Source organism: Primorskyibacter sedentarius, from assembly GCF_004342065.1.
Classification (GTDB): domain Bacteria; phylum Pseudomonadota; class Alphaproteobacteria; order Rhodobacterales; family Rhodobacteraceae; genus Primorskyibacter; species Primorskyibacter sedentarius.
Map to the genome: position 1 here is coordinate 313,557 of NZ_SLZU01000003.1, position 15,798 is coordinate 329,354.

Sequence of the window (15,798 nt, forward strand, 5' to 3'; positions counted from 1 at the left end):
ATCGGGGGGGCTGAATTCGGTGTGATGGCTGAAACGGACATCGACAGAAAGATCGCTCTTGGATCTGCGTGCTACCTGCCCGAAGATGACCAATTGCTTGGCCCCGACGGAGCACCGATCTTTCTGCGCGCGCAATCCGCGCGTGTGCTGCGCTACATGGCGCTGCGGTTGGGTGTTCTGGTGACACGTGACGAATTGATTGAACATGTGTGGCCCGGCCTGTCCGTCACCGATGACAGCCTGACGCAATGCATCGCGGATCTGCGCCGCGCCATTGGCGACAAGGACCGCAAGATCCTCAACACAATTCCCAAGCGCGGCTACGTCCTGAACGGCGCGCCCGGTTCGCCCTCGCACGCGTCTGCCGTCAAGACGGCGGAGACGGCGCGCGCGTCCAAGCCCAAGCGCCGCCCTAAGGGGCGCGGGGAAAAACCGACCAGTGCCGATGTGCCTGACCTTGCACATTTGCATCCGGGCCTGCGGCTCGAAGACCTTGCATGTCTGGACGACAAGCCGGACGCGCGAGCAGGGCGGCTGCTGTCAGAGACGGATAGCGGCCCCATTGTGTCCTCGCATTCGCACCAGCCTCTCTTGCCCACGATTGCCGTTCTTCCGTTGAAAAATGCCCTTCAGAATGGCCCCGATGTTCTGGGAAGCGTCTTTGCCGATTTCATGACCGCCGCATTGGGAAGCTCGGAAGAGATCAATGTCACCTCACGCCTGTCATCGGCCACATTCGTGCACGGGGATGTCGGTCTGGCCGAAATCGGACGGCGGTTGAATGCGGATTTCGTGCTGTCAGGCGTCTTTGTCCCGCAAGGTGACACGCTCCAGATCAATCTGGAATTCGCCGAGGTTGCCAATCAGCGCATGCTTTGGCCGCTCCGACTGAATGTGCCCGTTGCAGAGCTTCTGGGCGAGTTCGACAGCGCCCACGAGGTCATAGCCAAGATACGGCGCGCGATCCTGATCAACGAGATCCGGCGCGTGAACACCACGCCCCTGTCCGACATGCGGAACTATTCGCTGATGTTTGCAGCCGTGGGCCTGATGCACCGCTTGTCACCCAGCGATTTCCGCAAGGCCCGCGCCATGCTGGAGGCATTGTCCGAACGGGCCCCCAACCACCCGGTGCCGCTGGCCTGGACGGCGCGATGGCACCTGCTGCGGGTGGTACAGGGGTGGTCGGAAGATACCGATGCCGATGCGCGCGCGGCCCTGCATTGCACCAGCCGCGCGCTCGATCTTGACCCCGAGAATGTGCTGGCGCTCGCCTGCGAAGGCCATGTGCTGACAAACCTTCTGCACCGGCTTGACGATGCCGAGGACCGTTACAACCTGGCGCTGGCGGCAAACCCGAATGATGCGAATGCCCGGTCTTTGCGCGGCATGATGCTGGCGTTTCAGGGACGCGGGGCCGAAGGCGTGCGCGATACCGAACGCGCATTGCACCTGTCGCCTCTCGACCCGCACAGGTTTTTCTACCTCGCCATGGCGGCCGGGGCCTGTCTGACCCCCGGTGATTTCGAAAAGGCCGAGAAATACGCCAAGGCCTCTTTGCTTTTGAACCGCACCCATACCTCGACCCTGCGCATGCTGGCGGTGGCGCAGCAAATGTCAGGAAAGATCAAGGCCGCGCGCGAAACAGTAGCGGAGCTGATGCGGCTTCAGCCGGGCCTGCATGTTCAAAGTTGGCTGAAGTCCTCGCCCAGCGCCCAATTCGACACTGGCCGACAGTTTGCGCAGGCCCTGCGCGAGGCCGGTGTGCCCGAATGACCTCCAAATTTACCCGAACCAAGGAATATTGAAATGACGACTGAATCTTTCGGATACCCTCAGGGCGGCCAAGGGGCCTTTGGCGGTCAGGGGACCTATGGTGGACAGGGTGCCTATGGTGGGCAGGGCGCATATGGCGGACAGGGCGCTTACGGAGCATACGGCCTGCCGGAAAGCCCCATCTCGGCGGAGGCATTCATCACCACGCGCGACGGTATCGTGGGGGCCCCGCTGGGCAATATCCCCTCGCCGCATCCTGGCGTGCCCGAGGATGTCCGAAACCTAAAGCGCCTGTCACGCGAAGTGCGGGCAGCCATTTTTTCCTTTGAACTGGATTCGCAGGTCGAGATGACCGTCGATGTCGAGGAAACAGCCACGGCCACCCTTTGGCGCCGCGAGGCAAAGGATGGCAAGCATCGCCCGCATTGCGATTACCACAAGCTGGCCGCCTTGACCGCGCCCAAGATGGATGTGTTCAAGGCACAGCTGGACTATGTCAACGGCTATGCCGACATTCGTCAGGACCGCGGCCCGGAGATCCTGTCACAGGTCGCGGCCCCGGTCCCGTTCTACCAGACGATCAGCTTTCTTGACCCGCAGCGCACGCCCTACACGATAGAGCTTATCGCGACCGCGCTGCGCTTTACCAATTTCTGTGAACAGCGGGTCAAATATGCTCTGGCGGTGAAACGCCCGATAGAGCTGTCACCGCAGGTTCAGCCTATGATCCCGACACCGACACATGGCTCGCTGCCCAGTGGCCACGCGACAGAGGCTTTCGTGATGGCGCGGATCATCTGGAAGCTGATGCGCCAAGGCGGGGCGCCGCAATATCAGGCCGGCGGGCATTGGGGCGAGATGTTGATGCGTCTGGCCTCGCGGATCGCGGTGAACCGGACGGTCGCGGGGGTGCATTTCCCGGTCGACAGCTCTGCCGGTGCCGTTCTTGGCCTGACGCTGGCGGATTTCATCACCGAACGCTGCACAGGTCAGGATTGGACCTCGGCCAGGTTCAATGGGCACCACTACAGCCCCTCTGCCGATTTCGACTGGCACAAGCTCTATATCGCGGCCGATGACACCCAGCGGCCCGAGACCGAAGGGCCATGCGGTGTCTGGGCGAAATCCAAGTCGCACAAGTCGCATTGCGGCAAATCCCCCGCACTTGCCTGGCTTTGGGACAAGGCGCATGCCGAATGGGTCGATTTCGAACCCTGCACGCAGGGCTAGGAGACACGCACATGGTTACCAAATGGACAGCGCCGGACACGGGCGACCACATCCCGATCGACGCGCTCACATTCAGACGTCTTGCCTCTGATTTCGCCTCGTTTCTCGATACGGCGTGGTGGTCCGCAATGATCGATCTGGGCGATACCAGCATTGCCGAATTCGCAGCATCCGTCGCGCAGCGCTTTCCGCAAGATCTGCTGATCCCGGCGGCCTATGACGAGGCCGACCGAAATGCCCGGAAAGACGGGCAATTCATCGCGATCTTCGCGCGCAAGCCCCTGCTTGAAGCGATGAACCACACCGGCAACGAATTCGGCGTCAGGAACGTGCATCTGGGCATGGTGACGTCCGAAGACTGGCTTGACCACGATGCTGCCCCCGGCGAATTGCCTGATATCGAGGTTGCCCCCGGCACGGTCGTGATGGGCATGATCGACGACGGGCTGGCCATCGCGCACGAACTGTTTCGCGCAAGCCGCGAAACGACACGGGTGGAATATTGCGCGGTCCTGCCAACCCCCCCGGACACGAGCGCCGGGGACGCCACACAGGGCCGTATTCTGCGCAAGGACGAGATCGACACCTACCTGCACAGCCTCACATTCTCTGACCTGCTGGATGAAGAGGCGTTCTATGCCAGGACCGGCCAGACCGACTTGGCTCAGGGCAAGTTTTCGCCGGTCTCTCTGCGCCGTTCGCACGGAACGCATATCATGGGGATCGCCGCAGGGTTCGACCCCGATATCGCAGAGACGGGTCGGCCCATCATCTGCACGGTTTTGCCGCCGCGCGTGGTCGAAGACACCTCTGGCATCAGCTTGCTTCCATCCCTGTGTCTGGCGCTGCAATTGCTCAGCAAGCAGGCGTCGCGCTTCAAATGTGGCGGGCATCCGGTCCCGCTGGTGCTGAACTTCTCTTTCGGCAATTTTTCCGGCCCGCATGACGGGACCAGCGAAGTCGCCCGCCTGCTGGAACAGTTCATCGCCGACGATCCCGCGCAGAAGCGCTGGATGACCCTGCCTTCGGGGAACGGAAATCTGGCACGGTCCCACGCGGTCTTGCAGTTCGACGACGCCGACCGGCAAGAGATCTCTCTCGATCTGCGTGTTCTGCCGGATGACAAAACGGCCAGCCATGTCGAGCTTTGGATGCCTTATTCGGAACAATCCCTCCCGCCGAATTATGTCTCGGTGACGGTGACGCCCCCGTTCGGCCCCGAAAGTGCGACGGTTGAAGCCCGCCAAGGCCAGATACAGATGCTGCACGACAGCGATGGCCGGGTGATCGCAACATTGCTTTACACGTTCGAGCCGCTGCCTACGGCGCGCGGGCTGATCACCCTGGCAATAGAGCCCACGGCCAGTCTGAAACCCGACACCCCGCTTGCGCCGTCGGGGCGCTGGAAGATCACCACACGGCCAAAGGTGATCGCGCCTTATGAACAAATAGAAGTCTGGATCAGGCGGGACGAAACCTTGCCCGGATACCGCCCCGGCGGGCGGCAATCCTTCTTCGACAATGCATGCTATGAACGGTTCGGCCCGCTGGGCAGGCCCCTGCCGGTCGATCCGCCAGACGATCCCTGCCCGGTGCGGCGCGCCGGGATGCTGAGCGGATTTGCCGGCGGAGCGTCCCCGATGGTGGTTGCGGGCTATACCGAACAGAACCATCAGCTCTCGGATTACTCCGCCGCAGGGCCGATGACCCATACACCGATGACGCCAGAACCCTCTCGCAATGGCCCGGACGCCTCGGCCCTGGCCGACGAGTCGCTTGTCCGGTGGGGCGTTCTGAGCGCGGGGTCGCGCAGCGGATCATATGTGCGTCTCGACGGTACCAGCGTCGCCTGTCCGCGCGTGGCGCGGCTGGCCTCGGACAAGATCACGCACTGGCCTTCTACGGCGCGCGATTGGCTTGCCCACGCGGCGTCTGAACATCCGTTCGAACTCCCCCCCGACACTGGCGAGACCAGAACAGGTGCGGGCGGCGTCGATATTCAGGTGGACTGGCGGAAAAACGCGGCAAAGTAGTCCAGCTCGGTGCAGCCGCAACAAGACCGCATCGGTCTTGGCGTGCATCTGCCGTGGCATCGCTTTGCCGTCTGCAGATGCCACGGCTCACCGTTGACGCCGACGGGAACCCTTTGCGTGGAAGCTCGCTGAATAACCAGCCTCATAGCGCGCAACTGTCAGCGGTTCGCAAAGGGGATCAGCGGGCTTCACACGCCATTTCATAGTTCATGGAAGCCGCCCGCACAGATGTCACGAGTTCCAAACTGACAACGCCCCGCAAGTAACCGGCGTCCCAAAGGCACTTCCACGCGCTGATATATCCAGAAAATGGCGCCCACGGGAGGACTCGAACCCCCAACAGCCCGATTAGAAGTCGGATATTCTATCCAGTTGAATTACGTGGGCGCACGGCACCACCTTCTATTCAAGTTCCGACCGGTGTCAACCTGATGGCCTGTGACGGCGTGGGGGCATGGAAGGCAGATCGAATGCGGATCGAATGCGGATCGAATGCGGATCGAATGCGGATCGTGGCCATTTCGCGGACGTCCCCAAGAGGAAATCGGCAGGCAACATTGGTGTTCTGATCAAGCGGAAGCGGCCTCCCGCAGGGTGATCGGCAGGAACGATCCGTTTAATGGCAAGGGCGTACCCCAGGCACCCAAGCTATTCGATGCAAGACTTGCGAGGGCCGCAACCGCGACCGACAGTTACCAGCTGTCCCGGTTCAGGACGGTGGGTTGATTTCCGGGCGGCACCGCATCAAATCCGCTCGCAACGGGAAAAAGCGCGGTCTATACCGGCGCGGCAGCCATTTCGCTGCGAAAAACCTGACAGGAGCCGCCATGCAAACCCGCGTCTGCCGCCTCTACGCTGCCGCCGATATCCGTATTGAGACCACCGAATTGGGCTCTCCGGGTGCCGGAGAGGTGCTTGTAGCCCTTGCCGCCGGCGGGATCTGCGGATCCGACCTGCATTATTACAAGGATGGTGGTTTCGGCCCGATCCGGGTGAAGGAACCCATCATCCTCGGGCACGAAGCTGCGGGCGTTGTCGTGGAACTTGGCGAGGGCGTCACCGGCCTGACGGTCGGGCAGCATGTGGCGCTGAACCCCAGCCGCCCCTGCAACGCGTGCAGCTATTGTTCCGAGGGGCTGTATCAGCATTGCCTGAACATGCGCTTTCGCGGGTCCGCGATGCGCTTTCCGCATGAGCAGGGGTTGTTTCGCGACCGCATCGTGATTGATGCCGGGCAATGCGTGCCGGTCAGCGATACCGTTTCGCTCAGCGAGGCTGCGTGTTCTGAACCTCTGGCGGTCTGCCTGCATGCCCGCAACAACGCAGGTGATCTGTCGGGCAAGCGCGTTCTGGTCACGGGTGCGGGCCCGATCGGGGCACTTTGCGCCGCTGTCTCGGCAGAGGCCGGAGCCTCGGAAATTGTCGTCACCGACCTTCAGGACGTGCCGTTGAAAGTGGCCGAGGCAATGGGCGCCACGGAAACCATCAACACGGGGCGCAACGCAGCTGCCATGGACCGGTTCAGCGCTGACAAGGGGCATTTCGACGTGGTTTTCGAATGCTCTGCGGCGCAACCCGCCATTCGCGGCGCGATCGAGGCGATCCGCCCACGGGGGACGCTTGTGCAAGTCGGCGTCACGGGCGATGTGGCCCTGCCCGTCAACCTGCTGGTGGGCAAGGAAATCGCGTTCCGGGGCAGCCACCGGTTCCACCCCGAATTCGCCCAAGCCGCAGAGGCAATCTCGTCGCGCAGCATTGATGTGCGCCCGATGATCTCGCAAAGCTTTCCGGTCGAGGATGCGCTTGCCGCGTTCGAAACCGCTGCGGACAGAACACGTGCCGTCAAGGTTCACCTGACCTTCGCGGGCTGAGACAAAGGCGGGCTTGCGCGGCGCCACCCCCCGGCCCCGCGCAAGCGGATCTGCGGCCCTGCAAAAGCGGTTACCTCCGTCCGCGCCCGCATGCCCGACTCGCCGACTGCGACGACCGGATCAGCGCAGCACGTGCACCGAGCAGCGCGCATGTCGCACGACCTGATGCGCGGTCGAGCCCAGAAGGTAGTCCTGCATGCCCGGCCGGTGCGAGGCGATGACGATGCAATCGGCCCCGATTTCTGCGGCGTAATCCAGAATGGCCCGCCCCGAGTGCCCTTGCCGCACCACGCCCTCGCCATTTGGCAGGGTGGACGCCATTTTTGACAATTCCGTGGCAATCGCGTTGCGGCTTTCGTTGAGGTAGTCATCCGGGATGTAGTTGATCGCATAGGCCGGAACCTGTTCCATGATATGCAGAAGGGTGACCTTTGCATTCTCGATCGACAGGGCTCGCGCGATGTCCAGCGCCCCCTTGATGTCCCTGTCCTCATCAAACGAAACCGGGACCAGAATATTGCAATACATCTACGCACTCCATTTCATCCAAATTTGGTGTCAGCCTGACAGCTAACCACTTTCAAATCATTGACGCAGGTCAGGTCCCGCAAAGCAATCCGCGACACTTGCAAGGAACTTGTTCAGCGCCCCGGCCGCATAAGCGCCGCACGATCAGGCGGCAGCGGCCACTATCCATGCCATGTCAGAATGTGCTCGTGACCTCGTACATCACCGGCTCGAAGGCCCGGCACAGCCCGTTGATCCGCCGGTTGCGTTCACGCATCTCGGGGCTGCGCAGCATCGCCTGAAAATCCTCGCGCCGGTTCCATTGCGAATAGTTGGCAATCCGGGTCTGGGCATCATTGACATGCAGGCCCGCAGAAACGAAGCCCGGCTGCTTGGAAATGAAAACCTCGTAGGCCTCTGTCAATTCGTCCAGAAGATCCTGACAGGTGCCGGGCGTCATTTCGAACGTCGTGATGACTGTCTGGATCTTGCTTGGATATTCAATCGTAGTAGGCATGGCATCCTCCGTTTTCTGCCAGTTTGGCAGGTTCGGAGCGACAGGCAAAGCCCCTTGCGTGCCTAGACGTTGGGCTCTCCCTGAAGACCCAGGATCTTGCGAAATCCGGTCCAGTATCCGGGCAAGCGCGGTGGTTCCTGCATGCCGCGCAGCGCCTCTTCGGCCCATGGCTGCATCGCGCGGGTCGCAAAATCGCGCCCCCAGTCCAGGAAAGCCTCAGCCTCGGGCGGGCGCAGACGGCAGGCCGACCCGACCAGCCCGACAAGCGTTTCGGGCGGGGAATACCATTCATCCTGAATGCCCGTCACGCGTTTCTGCATCAGCGGACCGACAAGACGCATCAGGCGCTTGTCGGAATATTGCAGCAACATCCGGCCCATTTCATCGCGGGAATAATGGATGAGCGGCGGGAAAGTGTCGAAGAACACGGCCTTGCCGTCCATAATCGCAAAATTGCGGATCGAGGGGTGAAAGCCGATGCGCGTGTCGATCTTCTGCGATCCGTGCCAGAAACTGGCGATGCATTGCCCCGCCGCTTCCATCATGCCAAGCGCGTCATCCAGACCGGCGCGCTGCATCAGGGGTCGCATAAGGCTGTCTTCGGGCAGCGCCTCCTGCACGATCACGGGCTGGCGCGCACCGTCAATGCTCACCAGATGCATCTCGGTGTCGGGGATCGTGACGCCGCATTGGCGAAGGGCCGCGAAATAATCGTCATGGCATTGCTTGAGCCGATCAAGTGCAGCCGCGTCGGGAAGGCCGCGGTAAACCTTGATCACCTTGTCCGAAAGCGGGCCGCTCGCAGGCCGGAACGGCGCGCAGAAATATCCCAGCTTCGAGATTGTGTGCCCCCGCGTAGAGGGTTCGGCTTTGATCAGCGCAACAAGCGCGTCGGGATCTGTCATGGCACGCGGCTCCGTCAGTCGGTTGCGGTGTGCTTACCCCTCTGACAGCAAAAGCGCCACCTCTTCGCACAGCGCCGCCACTTCGGCACGTGCGGGGCCACGCGGCGCCTCTATCGCACCCAGCCCCTGCCCCAGCGTCTCAGCATAGACAACGCGGTTCGCAAGCTGCGAAGATGCAACCTGAGCATCCAGTTTGGAGGCCGCTTCGGCGACATCCGCGCTTAGCCTTGTGCCCGCGCGGGCGCGGTTCATCACCACCATCGCCAGCTTGTTTTCGCGCCGCGCCAGATCCAGTACGCCCTCGGTCGCCCAAAGATCGACATGGCTCATCGAGACGGGCACAACCACCAGATCAGCCGCACGCAGGGCCGGGCGCAGATCGCTGTCGGCCTTCGGCGGTGTATCGACGATGATGATATCATGTTTGTCGGCCAGTTTGCGACATTCATAGGTCACCCCCCAGGCCGAGGATGTGGCAAATTCGATCTCTTCGTCCTCGAACCGTTCCACCCGGGTCATGAACCAACGCCCGAGGCTGCCCTGGGGGTCCACATCCACGACTGCGACGCTCTTGCCCGCACGGGCAAATCCAACGGCAAGATTGACCGCCACCGTAGTTTTGCCCGACCCGCCCTTTTGCTGCGCGACGGTGATGACGCTTCCTGTCATGTGGTTTTTGTTCCTCGTTGCCGACAATTCGTCGCTGATTCGCGTCTTTTGGAAACGCGCTTTGGGTCAAGCTGCGGCGCGGAAATCAAGACGTCAAGCCCCGGAGCCCGAAAGAGTGGTCCGTGCATCCATTAACCGGCCATTAATCACTTCTCGCAATGCTTCTTGTCTCGATACGAGGGCGGGTCAAAATGCTGAGGAATCTGATCCTGCTGCTTTGCCTTGTGGCCACGCAGGCATCCGCTGGCGCCTGGCCAAGACAGAAAGGAAGCGGGTTCGCCAGTATCGCGACCCGGCTGGAATTCGACGAGACCTACACTCTCTCGCCATCCTATAATTCAATTTACCTCGAATACGGTTTGAATGGTCGTCACACGCTGGGTGTGGATGCCGGTCAGTCAAGCGATGGCGCCACACGGACGGTTGCCTTCCTTCGCATGCCTCTCTTCGAAACGAAGCGCGGCAACCCCGTTGCGATAGAGCTGGGACTGGGCAAATCGACGAACAGATCGTCCTGCGGCCGGGCATGTCCTGGGGACGCGGTCTGAAATACGGCTGGCTGGCAGCGGACGGATTGGCAGAGCTTTACGAGACAGGGAATGTCACGCTGAAACTCGACGTGACGTTTGGGCTGAAAAGCAAGGCCGGGCACATGCTGATCCTGCAATTGCAAAACGAAAAGCCGATCATGGCGCCAACACAGACGGCCGTCGCCCCATCCGTCGTGCTGCCCTTTGGCAAGAAACGCCATTTGGAAATCGGCGGCGCAATGTCACTGAACGATCGTGAAAGCTACAGTTTCAAATTCGGACTCTGGCAGGATTTCTGACGCCCCGAAACGAAGGGGCCGGAGCGAAAGCATCGCCCCGGCCCACGCCAATCTTACCTGTCCATGCGGACCTGGACATTCACACCGCCCTCGACCGCGACGGGCCAGACAAGATGAACCTCGTTGCGCCCTGTGCCGCGCTCTTCGAACGCATGCGGCATGACATATTGAGCGGTATTGCTTGAGTTGGCCACTTTGCCTCGTAGGCTCACCCCGTCGACATTCATCGCATACCCGTTGAATGGAAGATTGGGCGCACAATCCACCTGCCATGTCTGGGCAACCGAATTTTGGCTGTGGTTGACGATCAACGGGTTATGGGCCGGATATTCCACGTTGTGATGAGTATTGTTGGAGATGTAGATCTTGCGCATCTTGTCGAGCTCGAGATTGGCAAAGCTCGTATCCACACGCTCCACCCGGTTCATCACCGCATCCACGCAGCGGAACGTATTGCCTGACACGTTCAACCCGTTGACGAAATGCCCGGTCCCGTAGGGTTTGACGATGATGAACGAGAACCAGCTCGCCACCCCCCCGGCCAGAAAGACGTTGTCGGTGATGGAAAGCCCGGCAAAGCCGAACCCGCCGACATAGTCCGGCTCTGGCTCACGCTCGTTCGTCCACTCGATAAAGCAGTTGTCAACGTAGTTCCCGGTGACCGTCGTGTTGCACGCCCGAAGCGCCAGCACCAACCCCGCAGTGCGTACCCCGCCACCAGAGCCCTGGAAGAAGTGATTGCCCGTCACGACGTTGTTCGACCCGGACAGAACCGCAAAGTGGCGGAACTGCGAGGCGCGGTTGTCGCGCAGTTTCACGTCATTCGCGTTGGCGGTGATCGCCACAGCCTGCCGGTCCGACGCTTCAAGCCCGTTCTCGGGGCTTTCAAAGTTGCACCGGTCCACCAGCATCCCCTGACAGCCCGAACCATGAGAGGTGATGGCGCGGTTCTGCGGACGGTTGAAGAAACAGTCGCGGAACTGGAAGATCCCGCCAAGCGGCGGCATCAGAACCCCGCTTGCCATGTTATTGCACTGGAACTCGATATCAGACATCGAGAAATAGGTGAGCTTGTCGAACCCGCTGAAATCCAGCATGTATTTGAACCGGGTGAACGAATAATTCTGCGTCCCGACCGCATCGGAAAGCGGTTGCGAGAGAGTGATCTGCTGCGCCGCCACGTTGCACGCGCGGACATAGACTTCGCGACCGACCCCATTGCCCTCGATCAGCGAGCCGACCTTGACGTTGGCAACATCCGTCACGTTGCTTAGCGTAAAGGGCTGCGACGCAGAATATGTCGCCTGACTGGTCACCGTTTCGGTTTCCCAGGCGGCGCCGCCCTCTGCCCGCAACTGGCCATTCCGGATCAGGCGGCGTTGCGCAAAGGTGGTGCGATTGTTGACGGCAGCCTGCATGTCGATCGGGCCGCTGATGGAAACCCGGCGCCCGCCAAGATCCAGCCCCTCGTGATCGGAATTGTTCAGAAGGGATTGGAACGCCTTGCGAAAGGCCAGCTCCTCATTCCCGAATGCATCAATATAGGCCGGAAGGTGGAAATCGCGGGTCAACGACAGGATCGCGTGATCCGGCATGACCACGTTGCCCTCAAACTGAACGCGGTTTTCCAGCGTGACACTGTTTCCAAGGTAGTAAATCCCCTTGGACACGAGCACCCGCTTGCCATCCGCAGCCGCATCTGCAGCCTCGAACGCAGCACTGTCATCCGTGATCCCGTCTCCGACCGCGCCATAATCCCGCACGTCGACCCAGTTCATCAGATCGCGAAGGAAGACCTGCGTGACATCCTCGATCACGATGTCATCGATCCGCACGACAGCACCATTCTGGCCGGTCAAGTCGATCCCGAAATGTCCGTAAATCGCGCCTGTCCCCCAGACGAGGTCAACACCCGGGCGATTGCCGGACCCGATGATGGCCGACACCTCGACAACCTCGCCGTAGGCGGTCAGCGGCACGGCCACATCCGTTTCTGGCAGGCCCGACACGTGGTCGCCATCAGCGTCCCCTGCCCAGCCAGAGATACGGACAGATGGCAGATTGCCCGACATCGCCTTGATCCGTGCCGTCACCCGGATATAGCAGCCCGGCAGGATCGGGGTTTGGCCCTTGTAGCGCAGTTTCTGCACTGAGTCGGTTTTCTGCAGTTCCAGACACCCGCCAAAATCCTGATCCGCCGGGACATAGGCCGCCGTTGCGACATTGTGATACGTAGCGGATGACGGCTCGCCGTCACCGCGCGACCAGCTTGCCAGGCCTGCCCCGAAAGAAGGTGGCATAAATTGCACCCCGTCCGTAATCGCTTTGTTCATTCCATTCCCTTTCCGCGCACGCAGTCCACCTGCAAACGGGGCACGCCCGCCGCAGGGCCGGATTCCCGACCTGCCGATTAGATGTGTCGGGGCCCGCCCGACCGCATTGAGGGAAATACCAACACCGCGTTAACGCCCGCCGACAGCACCGTGACGGTAGGCGTTGCGCGACAGTGCTCTCGCAGCCTCGCGATAACCTGAGGCACCACAGACATGATGCCGCCATGAAAGGAAAAACGCCTGGCGTGTCGCGTCAGACCGCCATACCCGGCAGTTCCAGAAGCTGGACACCACTGATGCGCCAGCCATCCGCGCCTTCTGCCATTTTGTAGTCAAGCAGGTGCACCCTGCCGCTCTGGTCGATGATCTGGACCTTTTGCCAGAAGGCGCCGTCAAGGTAGCGCAGTTCAAGAAAATCAACCGTCCCCGGTCGCCAGACCATCGGATAGCCCCTGCGCACCATCGTACCGAAATTCTCTGGCGTTCCGAACATGCCTTGGATCGACGGGCTGGCAAAGGTGAAGGCGCGGGCGAAATCATCCTCTTTGAAAGCGTCAAGCTGGGAAGAGATGACACTCTCGATATCCGGGTCAGGTGTGGTCTGCGCGGTGACGCTTCCTGCAATCGCAATGGCAGCAATCAGCCCGAAAATCAGTTTGCGCATTCCCTATCTCCTCGCAGCATGTGCGAAGAGATAGGGCAGTATGTGGTCACGTCAAAACGTCGGCTCAGGCGGCCAGCAGGTCCCCGGCCAGCGCCTTGTCGATCAGGGCAACGGTTTCGTCGACGCCGTAGAGCGCGATGAACCCGCCGAACCGCGGACCTTGGCTGGCCCCAAGAAGCACTTCGTAGAGCGCCTTGAACCAGTCGCGCATCGGGTCGAACCGCTCCCGCCCGCAGGCAAAAACCAAGCCCTGCAACGCTTCCCCATCGGCGGGACCGTCCCATGTGGCCAGCCCGTCCCGCAGCGCCAAAAGCGCCTCGCGTTCCAGATCTGTCGGCGCACGGAAGACCTTTGCCGGTTTGACGAAGTCGTTGTAGTAACGCACCGCGAACCCAGCCGCCTGATCCAGATCAGCATGGGTTTCTGGGCTGGCATCCGGCGCGTAGCGACGCATGAAGCCCCACAGCGTTTCCTTGTCCTCGGCCCCCGCCACGCTGGCAAGATTAAGCAGCATCGAGAACGGCACCACCATTTTGCTTTCGGGCACCTCGCCGCCGTGGATGTGCCACACAGGGTTGTTCAGCTGCGCCTTCAGATCCTGCGTTGGATAGGCGCGCAACTGCTGGTGATACTCGTCCACCGCCTTGGGGATCACATCAAAATGCATCCGCTTGGCCGTCTTCGGCTTGAGATACATGAAATAGGACAGCGATTCCGTCGAGGCATAGGTCAGCCACTGGTCGATCGACACGCCGTTCCCCGACGTCTTCGAGATCTTCTGCCCGTTCTCGTCAAGGAACAGCTCATAGGTGAAATGCTCTGGCGCGCGCGCCCCCAACGCCCGGCAGATGCCGTCATAGATTGGCGTGTTGGTGCTGTGATCCTTGCCGTACATCTCGAAATCGACACCCAGCGCGGCCCAGCGTGCGCCGAAATCCGGCTTCCACTGCAGTTTCACGTTGCCGCCGGTCACCGGCAGGGTCCATTCGCGCCCATCCGGGTCGTCGAAGGTGATCGTGCCGTCCTTGGCATTGACCTCTTTCATCGGGACATACAGAACCCGCCCGGTTTCAGGGTGGATCGGCAGGAAGATCGAATAGGTCTGCGCACGCTCGTCGCGCAGCGATTTCAGCATGATCTTCATGATGTCATCATAGCGTTCAGCGGCGCGCAGCAGCACCTCGTCGAACTGGCCGGAACGATAAAATTCGGTGGCCGAGTAGAATTCATACTCGAATCCGAACGTGTCCAGGAACCGGCGTAGCATGGCGTTATTGTGATCGCCAAAGCTCTCATACTCGCCAAACGGATCGGGAACGCTGGTCAACGGCTTTTGCAAATGCTCCTGCAAGCGGTCCGCATTGGGAATATTGCCGGGTATCTTGCGCATGCCGTCCAGATCGTCCGAAAAACAGATCAGCCTTGTCGGAATATCCGAAATCAGCTCGAAGGCGCGCTTTACCATCGTGGTTCGCGCGACCTCTCCGAATGTGCCGATATGGGGCAATCCGCTGGGGCCATACCCCGTTTCGAACAGCACATAGCCTTTCTCGGGCGGGGCTTTCTCGTAGCGTTTGAGTATCCGGCGCGCTTCTTCGAAGGGCCAGGCTTTCGAGGCAAGGGCAGCGTCGCGGATCTCGGACATGCGGGTACTCTCCATGGGTCGCGTGCCCCGTCGCGGGGCAGGCAGCGCAAGCGTACCTATTGCGGGGGGCCGCTTAGGTCAATAATCTGAAACGTACCTCTCATTCTTTCAAGGACCGCACCCAGTGAGCACCGAAGACGACACGCCAAACCATCCGATGACGCCTCAGGACTGTCTGGTTGCACTGATGGTGGCTATCTCCGCCTCGGACGAGAACATTCGCACGGCGGAACTGGTCAAGATCCAGTCGGCAGTCAACAACCTGCCCGTCTTCGCGGAATATGACATCGACCGCATGAACCAGACCTCGCAGATGGTGTTTGACCTGTTCGAACAAGAGGACGGGCTGGACGCCTTGTTCGGGCTTATCCGGGACAACCTGCCGGAACGGCTGTTCGAAACTGCCTATGCGCTGGCCTGCGACGTGGCCGCGGCCGATGGCCAGCTTTACGAACCAGAGCTTCGCCTGTTGGAGGAAATCCGTTACGAGCTGGACCTGGACCGTTTGCATGCCGCAGCGATCGAACGCGGAGCGCGGGCGCGCCATGTCCGCGCCTGAGAACGGGCGCCCCGGTCACATTCTGACGCCGCGCAATCATGCGCGGCATCCTGCCTGTCCAGCGGCAGGGTAAGCCATTCCTGACTGCCGCAGACAGGTTTCCGTGCTATATTTCGCTCAGGCAATTACCGCCTGTCCTTATTTATGCGAAATCCATTTGCCGGAGATTTTGGAAATGAACCGCAGACAACTGACCCTTGTGGGCATCCTTCTGCTTTGTCTGATGCCCATTATCGGTGCGGCAGCACCGCGACTGTCCC

General features: G+C 60.9%; 14 protein-coding genes and 1 tRNA gene. 7 read left to right on the plus strand and 8 right to left on the minus strand.

Annotation, left to right across the window (positions count from 1 at the left end; all coding sequences use genetic code 11):
- Positions 1–24: 24 nt before the first annotated feature.
- Genes EDD52_RS07700 through EDD52_RS07710 form a run of 3 tightly spaced genes read left to right on the plus strand, consistent with a single transcriptional unit; the run spans position 25 to position 5,039 of the window.
- The gene (locus EDD52_RS07700; protein WP_132243516.1) at positions 25–1,776 is read left to right on the plus strand and encodes a winged helix-turn-helix domain-containing tetratricopeptide repeat protein; all 1,752 of its coding nucleotides are present in this window, start codon (positions 25–27) and stop codon (positions 1,774–1,776) included.
- Positions 1,777–1,809: 33 nt separating this feature from the next.
- Positions 1,810–3,006: a phosphatase PAP2 family protein gene (locus EDD52_RS07705; RefSeq protein ID WP_132243518.1), complete on the plus strand. Its 1,197-nt coding sequence runs from the start codon at positions 1,810–1,812 to the stop codon at positions 3,004–3,006.
- 11 nt (positions 3,007–3,017) lie between these two features.
- A complete protein-coding gene (locus tag EDD52_RS07710) occupies positions 3,018–5,039 on the plus strand; it encodes a S8 family serine peptidase (protein WP_165907479.1) in 2,022 nt (673 codons plus the stop codon).
- A gap of 310 nt (positions 5,040–5,349) precedes the next feature.
- On the opposite strand, the gene EDD52_RS07715 is transcribed toward EDD52_RS07710, so the two are convergent.
- Positions 5,350–5,426, minus strand: a tRNA-Arg gene (locus tag EDD52_RS07715).
- Between the two features lie 440 nt (positions 5,427–5,866).
- Here EDD52_RS07715 and EDD52_RS07720 point away from each other — a divergent pair.
- Positions 5,867–6,910, plus strand: a complete 1,044-nt coding sequence (locus tag EDD52_RS07720) for an L-idonate 5-dehydrogenase (RefSeq protein ID WP_132243522.1) — start codon at positions 5,867–5,869, stop codon at positions 6,908–6,910.
- A 120-nt stretch (positions 6,911–7,030) separates the two neighbouring features.
- Here the strand turns inward: EDD52_RS07720 and EDD52_RS07725 are convergent, their stop codons facing one another.
- The 4 genes from EDD52_RS07725 to parA all read right to left on the minus strand — a co-directional run bounded on the left by EDD52_RS07725 (position 7,031) and on the right by parA (position 9,508).
- Positions 7,031–7,438: a universal stress protein gene (locus EDD52_RS07725; RefSeq protein ID WP_132243524.1), complete on the minus strand. Its 408-nt coding sequence runs from the start codon at positions 7,436–7,438 to the stop codon at positions 7,031–7,033.
- 175 nt (positions 7,439–7,613) lie between these two features.
- Complete coding sequence (locus EDD52_RS07730) at positions 7,614–7,934, minus strand: antibiotic biosynthesis monooxygenase family protein (RefSeq protein WP_132243526.1); 321 nt, start codon at positions 7,932–7,934, stop codon at positions 7,614–7,616.
- Positions 7,935–7,996: 62 nt separating this feature from the next.
- Positions 7,997–8,839, minus strand: coding sequence for a DUF6206 family protein (locus tag EDD52_RS07735; protein WP_132243528.1), 843 nt, complete (start codon positions 8,837–8,839; stop codon positions 7,997–7,999).
- Between the two features lie 33 nt (positions 8,840–8,872).
- Positions 8,873–9,508, minus strand: a complete 636-nt coding sequence (gene parA / locus EDD52_RS07740) for a ParA family partition ATPase (RefSeq protein ID WP_132243530.1) — start codon at positions 9,506–9,508, stop codon at positions 8,873–8,875.
- Positions 9,509–9,699: 191 nt separating this feature from the next.
- Here parA and EDD52_RS07745 point away from each other — a divergent pair, with 191 nt between their 5' ends.
- Positions 9,700–10,056 carry a hypothetical protein gene (locus tag EDD52_RS07745; RefSeq protein WP_132243532.1) on the plus strand — a complete coding sequence of 119 codons (357 nt, stop codon included), beginning with the start codon at positions 9,700–9,702 and terminating at the stop codon, positions 10,054–10,056.
- The gene (locus EDD52_RS07750; protein ID WP_132243534.1) at positions 10,035–10,337 is read left to right on the plus strand and encodes a hypothetical protein; all 303 of its coding nucleotides are present in this window, start codon (positions 10,035–10,037) and stop codon (positions 10,335–10,337) included. The genes EDD52_RS07745 and EDD52_RS07750 overlap by 22 nt, the downstream gene beginning before the upstream one ends.
- A gap of 53 nt (positions 10,338–10,390) precedes the next feature.
- Here EDD52_RS07750 and EDD52_RS07755 read toward each other — a convergent pair whose 3' ends face one another.
- The 3 genes from EDD52_RS07755 to EDD52_RS07765 all read right to left on the minus strand — a co-directional run bounded on the left by EDD52_RS07755 (position 10,391) and on the right by EDD52_RS07765 (position 14,979).
- Complete coding sequence (locus tag EDD52_RS07755; RefSeq protein WP_132243536.1) at positions 10,391–12,670, minus strand: glycosyl hydrolase family 28-related protein; 2,280 nt, start codon at positions 12,668–12,670, stop codon at positions 10,391–10,393.
- Between the two features lie 253 nt (positions 12,671–12,923).
- Positions 12,924–13,334, minus strand: a complete 411-nt coding sequence (locus EDD52_RS07760) for a DUF4864 domain-containing protein (protein ID WP_132243538.1) — start codon at positions 13,332–13,334, stop codon at positions 12,924–12,926.
- Positions 13,335–13,398: 64 nt separating this feature from the next.
- Positions 13,399–14,979 (minus strand): lysine--tRNA ligase, encoded by a 1,581-nt coding sequence (locus EDD52_RS07765; RefSeq protein ID WP_132243540.1) that lies wholly within the window; start codon positions 14,977–14,979, stop codon positions 13,399–13,401.
- A 157-nt stretch (positions 14,980–15,136) separates the two neighbouring features.
- Between EDD52_RS07765 and EDD52_RS07770 the strand changes: the two genes are divergently transcribed.
- Positions 15,137–15,538: a tellurite resistance TerB family protein gene (locus EDD52_RS07770; protein WP_132243723.1), complete on the plus strand. Its 402-nt coding sequence runs from the start codon at positions 15,137–15,139 to the stop codon at positions 15,536–15,538.
- The last annotated feature ends 260 nt before the right edge of the window (positions 15,539–15,798 follow it).

Coding starts and splice junctions, on each gene's coding strand:
- EDD52_RS07700 (WP_132243516.1), top strand. CDS start 25: ATGGCTGAAACGGACATCGACAGAAAGATCGCTCTTGGATCTGCGTGC.
- EDD52_RS07705 (WP_132243518.1), top strand. CDS start 1,810: ATGACGACTGAATCTTTCGGATACCCTCAGGGCGGCCAAGGGGCCTTT.
- EDD52_RS07710 (WP_165907479.1), top strand. CDS start 3,018: ATGGTTACCAAATGGACAGCGCCGGACACGGGCGACCACATCCCGATC.
- EDD52_RS07720 (WP_132243522.1), top strand. CDS start 5,867: ATGCAAACCCGCGTCTGCCGCCTCTACGCTGCCGCCGATATCCGTATT.
- EDD52_RS07725 (WP_132243524.1), bottom strand. CDS start 7,438: ATGTATTGCAATATTCTGGTCCCGGTTTCGTTTGATGAGGACAGGGAC.
- EDD52_RS07730 (WP_132243526.1), bottom strand. CDS start 7,934: ATGCCTACTACGATTGAATATCCAAGCAAGATCCAGACAGTCATCACG.
- EDD52_RS07735 (WP_132243528.1), bottom strand. CDS start 8,839: ATGACAGATCCCGACGCGCTTGTTGCGCTGATCAAAGCCGAACCCTCT.
- parA (WP_132243530.1), bottom strand. CDS start 9,508: ATGACAGGAAGCGTCATCACCGTCGCGCAGCAAAAGGGCGGGTCGGGC.
- EDD52_RS07745 (WP_132243532.1), top strand. CDS start 9,700: ATGCTGAGGAATCTGATCCTGCTGCTTTGCCTTGTGGCCACGCAGGCA.
- EDD52_RS07750 (WP_132243534.1), top strand. CDS start 10,035: ATGTCCTGGGGACGCGGTCTGAAATACGGCTGGCTGGCAGCGGACGGA.
- EDD52_RS07755 (WP_132243536.1), bottom strand. CDS start 12,670: ATGAACAAAGCGATTACGGACGGGGTGCAATTTATGCCACCTTCTTTC.
- EDD52_RS07760 (WP_132243538.1), bottom strand. CDS start 13,334: ATGCGCAAACTGATTTTCGGGCTGATTGCTGCCATTGCGATTGCAGGA.
- EDD52_RS07765 (WP_132243540.1), bottom strand. CDS start 14,979: ATGTCCGAGATCCGCGACGCTGCCCTTGCCTCGAAAGCCTGGCCCTTC.
- EDD52_RS07770 (WP_132243723.1), top strand. CDS start 15,137: ATGACGCCTCAGGACTGTCTGGTTGCACTGATGGTGGCTATCTCCGCC.